The organism is Flavobacterium sp. U410 (assembly GCF_053570605.1).
Genome location: NZ_JBSEFI010000002.1, coordinates 258,286 through 272,770 on the forward strand (window position 1 = coordinate 258,286; position 14,485 = coordinate 272,770).

The following is a 14,485-nucleotide window of genomic DNA, read 5'->3' on the forward strand; positions in this document are numbered from 1 at the left end:
TTTTTTAGAAGAGTGTAACATTTAGAGGTTATTTTGGACTAAAAGAATGTAGTTTGTTTAACCTTATAAAAAAAGAACCATGAGATTTTTTGTATTACTGATTGTTTTGAGTTGTATTCCAAATTGTATAAAAGCGCAAAATACCACTGAACAAGATAGTTTAAAGACAAAAGAATTAAATGAAGTTGTAGTAGTACAAAAGAAAAAGGCAGTAGAGCAAAAAGCTGATCGAACTGTCTTCGATTTTTCGGAACAAGCTCATTTAAATTCCGGTTCTGTAATGGAAGGGTTAAAAAAATTACCCGGACTTATTGTTTCAGATGTTGCCGGAATGATGTATCAAGGGAAACAGTTAGAAGTGTATATGGATGGTAGACCTTTAAATATTTACTCTAACGAATTGAATTCTTATTTAGAAAGTTTACCTGCAAATTCCATAGAAAAAGTAGAAGTAATTACACAACCTGGTGCTGAATTTCCGGCAACTTCCGGAGGTGCTATTATCAATATTGTAACATCAAAAAATGCTAAAAATTATCTCACTGCAACCTATTCTAATGGATATAGTTATACTAAATATGATGATTCCAGACATCGATTTAATAATAGTTTACTAGTGAGTGCTAAAAATAGTATTTTCGGTTGGCAAGTGCAGGCCGGACAAAGTTATGCCGAGTCGTACCAAAGAAGTAATTTTTACAGTCCGGATGTTACAATTTCTAAAAATCTTTCGGATAAAATCAATCGTTTTTATTTTATCAAAACAGGATTGAAATTTGATTTTAAGAAAGATCGATTATTATTGAATTATGATTTTAATACCAGTACTAATACTTCTTATATTGATGCAGAAGGGTTTGGTTTTACTTCTTCCGACAAAGGAAATACTGCTATAGATCGTCACGATGTAATGCTAACGTATCAAAAACGATTTGAAGATATTACGAAAAAATTGGATTTCCGATTTAATTATAATGTAAACACAAATGATTTCGGACTTTTGTCTAGAAATACAAATAGTTTAGGGTTAAATAACCTTTCCGATCAAAAATTCTATCAGTTGAAAACAGATTATTCGCAAGAAGTAAGTTTCTTAGAAGAATCGAAATGGAGTATAGGAGCTTTGGCTGATCGATTGGATTTTACTACCAAAAGTTTTGGTACAGAGAATTTAGATTATTGGAGAACAACATTAGCCGCTTATACGGAATGGCAAACTACCTATAATAAATTTGATTTCATTTTAGGGGGAAGATTGGAATCCTATAAAATTGAAGGAAATACAGATGTTGCTGCTTTGACGCCTTTTGACTTAGTGAAGTTTTTTCCAAACGCAACAGTCCAATATAATTTAATGGAACAGGTTTACTTCAATGCAAATTATAACAAAAAAATAAGCTTGCCTAACACTTCAGCGTTGAATCCTAACAATACAAATTATCAAAATCCGAATGTTTCGTTTTACGGAAATCCAAATTTAGATCCCACAATTTTTGATAATTACGAAATTAAGTTAAGTGCTTTTGAATATTTTTTCATTGGTTATTCTATCAGTGACGCTAACAATCAGGTTATTAGTAGAATTATCCAGACCAATGAAGGTGCAGCGAGTACATCGCTTAACGTTCCTAAATTAACAATCCATAATTTTAACTTTGGATTACCATTACCTTATATGTTGTTTACCAAAGGATTGAAAGAAACTTTACAATTCAATTTCAATCCGGACGAAATCAACTTCATGTATATTTATGTAGGACACCAAAAACATGTTTTAGATGATATTGATTACAAAGGATTTTGGATATTTAATTTGATGTCTCAAATTCAGTTACCGTCAAAAATTAAATTCACAGCAAACTATAATACATCAACAACCGGTGGAAATTATCAGTATTACGCCGTTCGCTATCCTTTTAGTCATCAATTTGATTTGACTTTTTCCAAGAAGTTTTTGGATAATAATTTGTCAGTTTCTGTTTATGCAAATGATATTTTTAATACCAATAAGCAACAATTGGGCGCAATAGGGACCAATTTGCTTTACGATAGTAAATACGATTCCAGAAGAGTCGGTTTTTCTTTGAATTATAAAATTCCGACAAAAAATAGATTGGCAAAAGTGGAAAACAATATACTGAATAATGATAAAAAAGAAGACGGTGGAATTTTAACCAATTAATGGTTTTGAAAGCTTTTACTAACAATTCATTTTAGAATTCAATCATTTATTGCAGAAAGAAACTGCCATTTTGTGTATTTTATGAAAAAGGGTATTTCAAAAAGTAAATTGGTATAATTTTGGTATCTTTAAGATAAGAAATACAATTATATTATGAAGTTTAAAATCAATGATAAAGAAGAATTTTTAAATACGGTTTCGCATGCTGCCGGAATTGTTTTAGGAATTGTAGGTTTGGTTTTCCTTTTGCTTAAAAATAGAGAACTCAATAGTTTTAGTACGATGAGTATTTGGATTTATGGTTTTTGTGTGATTGCCTTATATACGGCTTCCACAGTGTATCATGCCATTTCTCATGAGATGAAAAAACAAAAAGCACGAATTTTTGATCATATTGGGATTTTCTTGCTTATTGCCGGAACATACACACCTATTTGTTTGGTTACTTTGGAACAAACCTCGGGATGGATGTTATTTTTTATTGTGTGGAGTATTGCCACTATTGGTTTGGTCATGAAATTGTTTTTAACCGGAAAAGTCGAAAAGTTATCTTTGTTTCTTTATTTAGGAATGGGATGGTTGGTGGTAGCCCAAGCCAAAGAATTGATTCATTTGCTTTCTGTAGAAAGTTTAGTGTTTATGGCAATTGGAGGTGCTTTATATACTTTGGGGACTATATTTTATGCTTCTAAACGAATTCCTTACGGACATTTTATTTGGCATTTGTTTGTTTTAGGCGGAAGCATTTCGCACTACTTTATGATTTATACTATTGTTTAAAATAAAAATCCCGCTTCATTGAGCGGGATTCTTGTTTACTCTTATTTCATTTTATTTCAAAGTTTCAAAACTACGTTTTACAAAAGCGGTTAATTCTTCACCTTTTAATAAACCTTGCGATAGTTTTGCTAAATCTAATGCTTGTTTTACTAAAGCCGATTTTTCGGTTTCATTTTCTACGTTTAAGATAGAAGTAGCCAAATCAGAATTGGTATTCACCACCAAATTGTACATTTCCGGGAAGTTGCCCATTCCGAACATTCCGCCGCCGCCAGTTTGACTCATTTCCTTCATTCTTCGCATGAATTCCGGTTGTGTAATGATAAACGGAGCTGCTTTGCTATCCATTGATTCTAATTGAACGCTGTATTTTTCTTTTGGAACCACAACTTCAATCACTTCTTTCAGTTTTGTTTTTTCGTCTTCCGAAAGTCTTGAAATTTGCTCTTCTTCTTTCTTAATCAAATTATCTACATGATCAGCATCTACACGAACAAATGAAAGTTTTTCGTTATCGGCTTCTAATTTTTGGATTAAGTGCGAAACAATTGGAGAATCTAATAACAAAATTTCATATCCTTTTTCTTTTGCTGCTTCAATATAACTGTGTTGCAATTCTACGTTAGAAGCATAAAGAACTACTAAGTTTCCGTCTTTATCGGTTTGTGTTGGAGCCAAAGCTTCTTTTAATTCGGCTAACGTATAATATTTATTTTCTGTTGTGGGATATAAAGCAAAATCGCCTGCTTTTTCGTAGAATTTAGCTTCCGAAAGCATTCCGTATTCCAAAACAATTTTAATATCGTTCCATTTTTGTTCAAAATCAACTCTGTTTTCGTTGAAAAGCGATTTTAATTTATCGGAAACTTTACGCGTAATGTAATTCGAAATCTTTTTCACATTTCCATCCGCTTGTAAATACGAACGCGAAACGTTCAACGGAATATCCGGCGAATCAATTACACCTTTTAACATCGTTAAGAATTCCGGAACAATTCCTTCCACATTGTCCGTTACAAAAACTTGATTTTGGTACAACTGAATTTTATCTTTCTGAATTTGTAAATCATTCGACAATTTAGGGAAATACAAAATACCGGTTAAGTTGAACGGATAATCAACGTTTAAGTGAATGTTGAATAATGGCTCGTCAAATTGCATTGGATACAATTCGCGGTAAAAGTTTTTATAATCTTCATCCGATAAATCAGAAGGTTGTTTCGTCCAAGCCGGATTTGGATTGTTGATGATGTTGTCAACTTCAATGTATTCAGTTTTGTAATCATCTGCAGCATCTTCAGGTTTAGGCAACGCTTCTTGTTTGATTCCAAATTTAATTGGAATTGGCATGAATTTGTTGTATTTTACTAACAACTCATTGATTCTGCTTTCTTCTAAAAATTCTAACGAATCTTCTGCAATATGAAGTACGATTTCTGTTCCACGAGTGGTTTTATCAGCTGGTTCTAAAGTAAATTCAGGACTACCGTCGCAAGTCCAGTGTGCTGCTGGCTCATCTTTGAAAGATTTGGTGATGATTTCAACTTTACTCGCAACCATAAAAGCAGAGTAAAATCCTAAACCAAAGTGACCGATTACACCTGAATCTTTGGCAGAGTCTTTATATTTTTCTAAAAATTCTTCGGCGCCTGAAAAAGCGATTTGGTTGATGTATTTTTCCACTTCTTCGGCAGTCATTCCTAAACCTTGATCGATAATGTGAAGTTTTTTTCCTTCCTTATCGATTTTAACTTCAATTACAGGATTGCCATATTCTACTTTTGCTTCGCCAATGCTGGTTAAATGTTTTAATTTTAAAGTGGCATCGGTAGCATTTGAAATCAATTCACGAAGAAAAATTTCGTGGTCACTGTATAAAAATTTCTTAATTAAAGGAAAGATGTTTTCTACTGAAACGTTAATTTTTCCACTTGACATATTGTTATATTTTTGATTAGACATATATATTGTCCAATCTTTTTCAAATAAGATACCAAAAATATTTTGATGACAAAATGACATAAAAAAAGCCCTCATTCAGTAAGAAAAAGGACTTTTATAAAAATAGTTAAGGTTGGTTGAAATTTTAATATTCGCCGAATCTGAAAGTAAGTCCGGCTGTTACATTATAAGTTATTGATGTGAATGAATTTACAACGTCGCTGTACGCTAGGTCTCCATCAAAATTGTAGTGTTGAGACAAAATAAAGATTGCAGAAGCGTCTAACGAAAGATATAATTGTCGGGTCAGTTTGATTCTTGGAGTGATTCCGCCTAAGAAATTAACAGTATTGTCTCTTCCGGATCCAAGAGTAGATTTTATACTTGAAAGTCCAAATCCTCCGTGTACAAAAACATTAATTGGATCATAGATTCTTATTCTTGAAGATATAGTAGAAAGGTTTACAGCGCCTTGTAAAGAAATACGAGACATGTCTAGACCGGCTTCGGCGCCAATTCTTTCATTAAAAGTACGAAATTGATCAGAACCATAATCTAGTCTAAGGGAATATATTTCATCAAATTCATAGTTAAATCCTACTCCAAAATGAGAAAAATCGTTAATATTTGGTTGCGAAACTCCGCTTAAACCATAATTTACATCAATCGAATATTTATAATATTGAGCAAAACAATTGGTTAAGTTTAAAAATAGAAAAAATACTAATAATAGTATAGGTGTAGTTTTTTTCATGGGGCAAATTTAAAAACTTCCGCAAGTTAATAATATTTTTAAATTAGAATTCTACTTTTGTTTAAAAATGTAAAAAAATGTTAAAAGTAAGAGAAGTGGGGTTTTTATATGATGTTGAGAAAGAGATATTAAAGGATATTAATTTTTCTATTGATGTAGGTGAAAATTTAGCAGTCATAGGTGAAAGCGGATGTGGTAAAAGTACATTACTGAAATTGATCTATGGTTTATATGATTTAAATTCAGGAAGTATTCATTGGAAAGAAGAACTAGTAACCGGGCCTAAATTTAATTTGGTTCCAGGAATGCCTTATATGAAATATTTAGCTCAGGATTTTGATTTGATGCCTTATATTTCAGTGGCGGAAAATGTGGGTAAATATCTCTCTAATTTCTTTCCGGAAGAAAAAAACGAGCGAATTAAAGAATTACTCGAAGTAGTAGAAATGGAAGAATTTGCTGCTGTAAAAGCCAAATATTTAAGCGGAGGTCAAATGCAGCGTGTCGCTTTAGCGAAAGTATTAGCAAAAGAACCGGAACTATTATTGTTAGACGAACCTTTTAGTCATATTGATAACTTCAGAAAAAACAGTTTACGCCGAAAAATCTTCAAATACTTAAAACAAAAAAATATAACCTGTATTATTGCTACGCATGATGTACAAGATGTATTGTCTTTTTCTGATGAAGTTGTAGTTATGAAAAACGGGCAGATTGTAAAAAGTGGTAAAACAAAAAAAATATACAATCAGCCTGAAAGTTTCTATACAGCTTCGCTTTTTGATGAAGTGAGTGAAATTTCAACAAATTTGCTCAATAGTGATGATATTTCAAATGAAAAAATATTAGTTTATCCTCACCAATTGAAAGTCGTAGAACAGTCTGATTTACAGGTTAAAGTAATCGCAAGTTATTTTAAAGGAAAACATTATTTAATTGAAGCTCAGAGTGCGGAAGGAAAAGTTTATTTTAATTCATCACAGGGGATTTCTGAAAAGGAAGATGTTTTTTTAGTGTTAAATCGCTAAAATTTCAATTTAGTTAGGTGTTTTTTAATAAATTAGTAAATTTGTCGCACAAACTAAACAAACATGTATCACTCTAAAATAACTGGGTTAGGATATTATGTGCCGGATAATATTGTAACCAATGATGACTTATCCAAAATAATGGATACAAACGACGAATGGATTCAGGAGCGTACCGGTATTAAAGAAAGAAGACACGTTAATACAACTGAAGAAACCACTACGTCAATGGGAGTTAAAGCGGCAAAAATCGCTTTAGAAAGAGCAAAAGTAGCAACAGACGATATCGATTTTGTCATTTTTGCAACGTTGAGTCCCGATTATTATTTTCCGGGTCCTGGCGTTTTGGTACAAAGAGATTTGGGCTTAAAAACAGTCGGTGCATTAGATATTCGTAACCAATGTTCGGGTTTTGTATATGCGTTGTCAGTTGCTGACCAATTCATTAAAACCGGAATGTATAAAAATATTTTGGTAATCGGTTCTGAAGTGCATTCCAGAGGTTTGGATATGACCACTCGCGGAAGAAATGTTTCGGTGATTTTTGGTGATGGGGCAGGAGCAGCTATTCTTTCTCGTACAGAAGATACAACCAAAGGAATTTTATCTACGCATCTGCATTCCGAAGGACAATATGCGGAAGAATTAGCATTAATTGCTCCTGGAATGGGAAAACGTTGGGTTACCGATATTATCAAAGATAACGATCCTAATGATGAAAGTTATTATCCATATATGAACGGACAATTTGTGTTTAAAAATGCAGTAGTTCGTTTTAGCGAAGTAATCATGGAAGGTTTGAAAACCAATAATTTACAGGTTTCAGATGTTGATATGTTGATTCCTCACCAAGCCAATTTGAGAATTTCTCAGTTTATCCAACAAAAATTCGGATTGACAGATGATCAGGTTTACAACAATATCATGAGTTACGGAAACACTACGGCAGCTTCTATTCCTATTGCTTTAACGGAAGCTTGGGAGCAAGGAAAAATCAAAGAAGACGATTTAGTAGTTTTAGCTGCTTTCGGTTCCGGATTTACTTGGGGAAGTGCTATTATTCGTTGGTAGTTTTCAAACGAAAAGAACATAGAAAATAAAAAAAAGAAGCGATTCACAGGAATCGCTTCTTTTTTTGCTAAAAAACTAACTCCTAATTGCTGATTGCTAAGGACTAATTCTTAAATTTGCACCTCTAAAAAACAAGCGAAAATGACATTACAAGAAACATTAACCATTCACATTCAATCAGCCGTAAAAGATGTATTTGATTTAACTATTGAAAATGTTGAATTTCAAGCGACTAGGAAAGAGTTTGAAGGTGATATTACAATGGTTGTATTTCCGCTGGTAAAACAATTAAAAGGCAATCCGGTTGAAATAGGAACCAAAATAGGAACCTATTTGGTAGAAAATGTAAAAGACGTAGAGAAATTCAACGTAGTTGCCGGATTTTTAAATATCGTAATTTCCGATTCATTTTATATCGACTTTTTTAACGGAATTAAAGGAAATGCTGACTTTGGTAAAGTAGGACCAACCGTTGGTGACAAAGCCGTTATGGTCGAATATTCTTCGCCTAATACGAATAAACCGTTGCATTTAGGACACGTGCGTAATAATTTATTAGGCTATTCTGTTGCTGAAATTATCAAAGCATCCGGAAAAAAAGTATACAAAACCCAAATTATCAACGACCGTGGAATCCATATTTGTAAGTCGATGTTGGCTTGGGAAAAATTCGGAAACGGAGAAACGCCTGAAACTACAGGAATCAAAGGCGATCATTTGGTTGGGAAATATTATGTGAGATTTGAAAAAGAGTTTCAAAAGGAATTTGATAATTGGATTCCTACTGAAGAAGGACAATTAGAATTTGAAAAGTTTAAGGAAACTCCTTTTTGGGAAAAATTATTTCCAGATGATGAAGTTAAATATGAAATAAGAATTACTGATTCAGGAATTGTAACTGATAATGAAGAGTTTTTCTCTGAAAAGAATGTTATTAAAGAGTTTAAGTCTTATTTTAAGGATAAATATTTTAACGAGAAAAGTGAAATTGGATTTCAAGTAAAGGAAATGCTACGTAAATGGGAAGCAGGCGATGCTGAGGTTGTGGCTTTATGGGAAAAAATGAACCAATGGGTATACAATGGTTTTGCAAAAACCTATGAGAGTTTGGGCGTTGATTTTGATAGTTACTATTATGAAAGCAATACCTATTTGTTAGGAAAAGATGTGGTTGCTGATGGTTTGGCTAAAGGTGTATTTTTCAAAAAACCGGACGGTTCGGTTTGGATTGATCTTACCGATGAAGGTTTAGACGAAAAATTAGTTTTGCGTGCCGACGGAACTTCTGTGTACATTACACAAGATATTGGAACAGCCATTCAGCGTGTAAAAGATTATCCGGATGTTGGCGGAATGGTGTATACTGTGGGTAACGAACAAGATTATCACTTTAAAGTGTTGTTCTTAATCTTGAAAAAATTAGGATTCGATTGGGCTGCTAATTTATATCACTTAAGCTACGGAATGGTGGAATTGCCTTCTGGTAAAATGAAATCGCGTGAAGGAACTGTAGTTGATGCTGATGATTTAATGGCTGAAATGACCGAAACAGCAAAAACAATTTCGGAAGAATTAGGAAAACTTGACGGCTATACTGACGAAGAAAAAGCTACGCTTTTTAAAACTATTGGTTTAGGTGCGTTGAAATATTTCATGCTAAAAGTAGATCCGAAAAAACAAATGATGTTCAATCCTTCAGAATCAGTAGATTTTAATGGAAATACAGGACCGTTTATTCAATATACTTACGCTCGTATTCAGTCTATTCTTCGCAAAGCCGATTTCGATTACACTTCTGTTACATTAAGTGGAACCGAAATGTCTTTACATGAAAAAGAAAAAGAATTAATCAAACAAGTGCAGTTGTTTCCTGAAGTTATTCAAAGTGCGGCAGCTAATCACAGTCCGGCTTTAGTAGCAAATTATACGTATGATTTGGTGAAAGAATTCAATTCGTTCTACCAAAACGTATCGATATTAGGCGAAACCGATCATTTCAAAAAAATATTCCGTGTACAACTTTCACAAGTAGTCGGAAATACCATAAAAACAGCGTTTAGCTTGTTAGGAATTAGCGTTCCAAACCGTATGTAATTGGGTTTAATACATTGAAAACAACAAATTATTTTTGGATAACGTTCATTACGTTACTTATAGCCGGAGCATCATTTTTGGTGTTCAAGGCTGTTTTACCCAAACGAATATTTCCTGAAACTCGAATAGCTGCTAAAAACGTAGTTATTGACAGTTTGTTATTGGAAGCCATTGCCGAAGAAGAAAAACCCGAAGTGAAAGATTCTCTTCCGGTCGAGGTAAAGGTTGATCCGATGGCGAAGAAGGAAATTCGATTTGTTCCCATAGAAGGAGTTTCGTTTCCAACGGAAAAATATGAGTCTTTCAAAGGAAACCAATATTTGATTCCGTTCTACGAAAAATTATACCAATTGCAAACACAGCAAACCGGTAATATTCGTATTGCTTATTTTGGCGATTCCATGACCGATGGCGATATGATTGTTCAAGATTTACGCATGTTGCTACAAGCTAAATTCGGTGGCGAAGGTGTAGGTTTTGTCAATATCACATCAGAGTCGGCAGCTTCACGTGGATCAATTCAGCATCAATTTTCTCCCAATTGGAAAACGCAATCGTATTTAAAAGCTAAAAATCCGGTTTTCCCTTTTGGAGTTAACGGACATGTGTTTTTTATTCCTGATAGTGTAAATAATGTTTGGGTAAAATACAAAGCCGGAAGAAATCGTTTTTCAACAACATTAAATAAGCCCACACTTTTCTTTGGTAAGTCAAACAAAGGGAAAGGTGAAATTAGCATTATCATTAATGACGAAGATACATTGATTAAAAAATTACGTCCGAATCGTTTGGTGAACGAATTGCAATTGACTGCTTCCGATATTAAAAGTTTAAAAATCAATTTTAAATCTGCCGATAGTATTCCGGTTTACGGTTTGAATTTTGATAACGGAAAAGGAATTCACGTAGATAACTTTTCGAGTCGTGGAAATTCCGGTTTGCCATTGTCTATGTTTAGTCCGGCAGTAATGCAACAATTTCAGGAAAAATTAGGTTACGATTTAATTGTGTTACATTACGGAACCAATGTGCTTAACTATGGTTCATATAATTATTCGTGGTATGAAAAACGAATGAGTAATGTGGTAGAACACTTACGTCAATGTTTTCCGGGAGTTGCTATTTTGGTTATTTCTACTGCTGATAAAGCAACCAAATACGATTTAGAAATGAAAACCGATTCGGCAGTTGTACCTTTAGTCACTGCTCAAAAGAAATATGCCATAAAATCACAAACCGGATTTGCTAATTTATATGAGCTTATGGGAGGTGAAGGTTCTATGGTAAAATGGACCGATGAAGAGCCGATAAGAGCCAATAAAGATTATACGCATTTTAATTTTAGAGGAGCCAAAGAAGTAGCGAATCTTTTATATAACCAATTGAACGGAGGTTACGAAACCTATCGAAAAATGAAAGCTAAAAGCAAACCTAAAACTGTGATAAGACGAAAAGATAGTGTAATTTCCAAAACCGATAGCATTCATGAAGATTAAGTTTCTTTTTTTTGTGTTGTTCATTTTTCAATTTGGACAATGCCAACAGATAGATACAACAGCAGTAACAACTGAAGAAGTTATCAATGAGTTTTTGGAGGATTCATTACGTGGCGATAATTTGGCTACTGATGTTATTTTGAACGGTGGTGCAGTTCGTCATTTTTTCGAAAAATTGCAGCAACTTGAAGATAATAAAGATTGTAAACTTCGTATTGTACACATTGGTGATTCTCACATTCAAGCCGATTTTTTCTCGGGAAAAATGAGAAGTATGTTGCAGGCTAAATTTGGTAACGCAGGTTTGGGTTTTTCGTTTCCCTATAATTTGGCAAAAACCAATGGAAATTATTTTATAAAATACAAATCTTCTGTAGGCTTTGAAAATTACCGAAACATTTATCCCGATACTACAAAACCCGTTGGGTTAAGCGGAATTGCATTGTATAATTCGGCTAAAGATTATGCAGTAGAAGTAAGTGTTCGAGATACAAGTTATGCGTTTTCAATGGTAAAAATGCTAATGCCAAAGAACCAAAAATGTTTTGATTTGGCAACAGCTTCTAAAGAAATTGTGATGGAATCGGTAGAACCAAAGAAAATTGTGCACACTATTAAAAGTGGTGAAGCACTTTCTATTATTGCCGAAAAATACCATACGAGTGTTACGGCTATTAAAAAGGCAAACAATTTGAAGAATAACAATATTCAGGCTGGGAAGAAATTGATGATCCCAACTCATGAAATGGAAGCCAAAAAAATAAGCCGAACCGAATTTATCCCTTTGGAATTGTTCAAAGACAAATTTTCCTATGCTTATTACAGCACAACGCCTTTGGATAAAATCTACATTATTCCGGCTGAAGGCCAATCGAATTTTGCATTAAACGGATTAATTTTAGAAAAGAACAATCCGGGAATCATGTATAGCGCCATTGGTGTGAATGGAGCTAAAGCCTCTGATTACAATAAATTCCCTATGTTTTTTGAACAAATTCCTGCTTTGGAAGCTGATTTATTCATTATTTCCTTGGGAACCAATGAAAGTTTTGACAAACAAGAAGCAACTGTTTATTACGAACAATTAAAAAATATGATAGCCAATATTAAAGCTCAAAATCCTTCAGCCGAAATATTAGTTACAACGCCGCCTCCATCTTTATTAAAACGTAAATATCCTAATGTTTTGGTAAAAAACTATTCGACTCTTTTAGTAGAAAAAGCTGCTGAAGATAACTTTGCCGTCTGGAACTTGTTTAAAGGAATGGGCGGAAATAAAAAAGTTCAGCAAAATTTTGCACAAGGTTTAATGGCTAAAGACAAAATACATTATTCAAAAGCAGGCTATGAAATGCAAGGCGAATTGTTTTTTAATGCTTTGATGAACACTTACGAACAATTTAAATTACTAAAATAACCTTGATAAATTTGTTTTTGTTAGCCAATGGGTTACAAAACCTGATGGGGAATGTAACAATAGAAACCATAAAAAGCTGGTTTGTTTTTGATCCAAAAGCACCTTTGCTATTTAATAGCGGTTTGTTTTTAGGGATGTTTCTGGTTTTCTATCTTATTTATATTTTGAGTCAAAAAACGCATTACTTCCGAATAACGTATGTAGTGCTGTTTTCTCTGTTTTTTTATTATAAATCAAGCGGACATTATTTTTGGTTGCTTATTTTTTCTTCGGTAGTCGATTATAGTTTGTCGCGACTCATTTATACAGAAGGTAAGCAATTTTACCGGAAATTCTATTTAATCGTGAGTTTGATTATTAATTTGGGATTGTTGGGCTATTTTAAGTATACCAATTTTTTTATTGATAACTTCAATTTATTATCTGGCGGCCATTTGGCTTTTGCTGATATTGTGCTACCGGTAGGAATTTCGTTTTATACGTTTCAAACCTTGAGTTATACAATTGATGTCTATAGAAAGGAATTGGAACCGACAAAAAGTTTCATCGACTTTTTATTTTTCGTTTCGTTTTTCCCGCAGTTGGTTGCCGGGCCCATCGTTCGTGCAAGTGATTTTATTCCGCAGATTTATCAAAAATTAAATTTAACCAAAGAAGATTTCAATAAAGCACTGTTTTTAATTATCGGCGGATTAATCAAAAAGGCGGTAATATCTGATTATGTTTCGGTCAATTTTGTAGATCGCGTTTTTGATGCACCTAATAGTTACACTGCCTTTGAAAACTGGATGGCTTCTTATGGTTATGCTATTCAAATTTATTGTGACTTCTCCGGATATTCTGATATGGCTATCGGTTTAGCCTTGTTGATGGGCTTTACTTTACCACCCAATTTTAAAACACCTTACCAATCGGCTTCTGTAACGGAATTTTGGCGCAGATGGCACATTTCATTGTCAAGTTGGCTACGCGATTATCTATATATTTCTATGGGTGGAAACCGCAAAGGCAAAATCAGAACCTATTTCAATTTGTTTATGACTATGTTTCTTGGTGGGTTGTGGCATGGTGCTAATTGGAAGTTTGTGTTTTGGGGTGTTTTACACGGTTTAGCCTTAGCAGTCGAACGCTATTTTGGTCAGTTTATTAAATTGCCAAAAACGACTTGGGTTAAGATAATAAAAGTATTTTTAACTTTTCACTTTGTGGTTTTTTGTTGGCTGTTTTTCAGAGCCAAAGACTTTACAACAGCATTTCAAATTGCAGAAAATATATCTCGCCTTAAATTCAATTGGGAACAATGGAGCGCCATGATTTCAGCTTATAGAAATGTGTTTTTATTATTAGCGTTCGGATTTGTTTGGCATTTTCTACCGGAAAAATGGATGGAGTATAATGAAAAGTTATTTGGAAAACTTCCGTTTTGGGGTAAAGCCATTCTTTTAGGTTTTGTATTTTGGATTGTTTATGCAACCGCAGCCGAAGGAACACAGCCTTTTATTTACTTTCAGTTTTAAAAATACAAAAGCCAACTATTAGTTGGTTTTTTGCTTAAAATGATATTTAATTACTCCTGCTGTTTCCTCTTTACACTAATTATATAGACTTCAATAGTTGTAGAAAAATCTTTTTTTGTAAATTAATGATATTCGGATGGTACTATATATTATAGTATAAAAACAAAGTTAAATATAGTATTCCGGAAAGCAGTTTTCAAAACCA

At 33.4% G+C, this 14,485-nt stretch carries 10 protein-coding genes and 1 pseudogene; 9 read left to right on the plus strand and 2 right to left on the minus strand.

Annotation, left to right across the window (positions count from 1 at the left end):
* Positions 1–79 precede the first annotated feature (79 nt).
* Together ACUSJC_RS02805 and trhA are read left to right on the plus strand one after the other, a co-directional pair.
* Entirely contained in the window at positions 80–2,182 is a 2,103-nt protein-coding gene (locus ACUSJC_RS02805; protein ID WP_449268026.1) for a TonB-dependent receptor domain-containing protein, read from the plus strand.
* 153 nt (positions 2,183–2,335) lie between these two features.
* Positions 2,336–2,962 (plus strand): PAQR family membrane homeostasis protein TrhA, encoded by a 627-nt coding sequence (gene trhA, locus ACUSJC_RS02810; RefSeq protein WP_449268027.1) that lies wholly within the window; start codon positions 2,336–2,338, stop codon positions 2,960–2,962.
* 51 nt (positions 2,963–3,013) lie between these two features.
* On the opposite strand, the gene htpG is transcribed toward trhA, so the two are convergent.
* Both htpG and ACUSJC_RS02820 read right to left on the minus strand, forming a co-directional pair.
* On the minus strand, positions 3,014–4,900 hold the full coding sequence (gene htpG, locus ACUSJC_RS02815) for a molecular chaperone HtpG (protein ID WP_449268028.1): 1,887 nt from the start codon (positions 4,898–4,900) through the stop codon (positions 3,014–3,016).
* Positions 4,901–5,048: 148 nt separating this feature from the next.
* Positions 5,049–5,657, minus strand: a complete 609-nt coding sequence (locus ACUSJC_RS02820) for a hypothetical protein (RefSeq protein ID WP_449268029.1) — start codon at positions 5,655–5,657, stop codon at positions 5,049–5,051.
* A gap of 77 nt (positions 5,658–5,734) precedes the next feature.
* Between ACUSJC_RS02820 and ACUSJC_RS02825 the strand changes: the two genes are divergently transcribed.
* The 7 genes and pseudogenes from ACUSJC_RS02825 (at position 5,735) to ACUSJC_RS02855 (ending at position 14,280) form a co-directional block, all read left to right on the plus strand.
* Positions 5,735–6,685 (plus strand): ABC transporter ATP-binding protein, encoded by a 951-nt coding sequence (locus tag ACUSJC_RS02825; RefSeq protein ID WP_449268030.1) that lies wholly within the window; start codon positions 5,735–5,737, stop codon positions 6,683–6,685.
* Between the two features lie 63 nt (positions 6,686–6,748).
* On the plus strand, positions 6,749–7,756 hold the full coding sequence (locus ACUSJC_RS02830; protein WP_449268031.1) for a 3-oxoacyl-ACP synthase III family protein: 1,008 nt from the start codon (positions 6,749–6,751) through the stop codon (positions 7,754–7,756).
* Between the two features lie 141 nt (positions 7,757–7,897).
* Positions 7,898–8,584 (plus strand): annotated as a pseudogene (gene argS / locus ACUSJC_RS02835) (arginine--tRNA ligase domain-containing protein); the annotation flags it as partial.
* A gap of 63 nt (positions 8,585–8,647) precedes the next feature.
* The gene (gene argS, locus ACUSJC_RS02840; RefSeq protein ID WP_449268041.1) at positions 8,648–9,850 is read left to right on the plus strand and encodes an arginine--tRNA ligase; all 1,203 of its coding nucleotides are present in this window, start codon (positions 8,648–8,650) and stop codon (positions 9,848–9,850) included.
* Positions 9,851–9,864: 14 nt separating this feature from the next.
* The gene (locus ACUSJC_RS02845; protein WP_449268032.1) at positions 9,865–11,346 is read left to right on the plus strand and encodes a hypothetical protein; all 1,482 of its coding nucleotides are present in this window, start codon (positions 9,865–9,867) and stop codon (positions 11,344–11,346) included.
* Complete coding sequence (locus ACUSJC_RS02850) at positions 11,336–12,763, plus strand: GDSL-type esterase/lipase family protein (protein ID WP_449268033.1); 1,428 nt, start codon at positions 11,336–11,338, stop codon at positions 12,761–12,763. The genes ACUSJC_RS02845 and ACUSJC_RS02850 overlap by 11 nt, the downstream gene beginning before the upstream one ends.
* Before the next feature lie 44 nt (positions 12,764–12,807).
* Positions 12,808–14,280: an MBOAT family O-acyltransferase gene (locus ACUSJC_RS02855; protein WP_449268034.1), complete on the plus strand. Its 1,473-nt coding sequence runs from the start codon at positions 12,808–12,810 to the stop codon at positions 14,278–14,280.
* Positions 14,281–14,485: the final 205 nt, after the last annotated feature.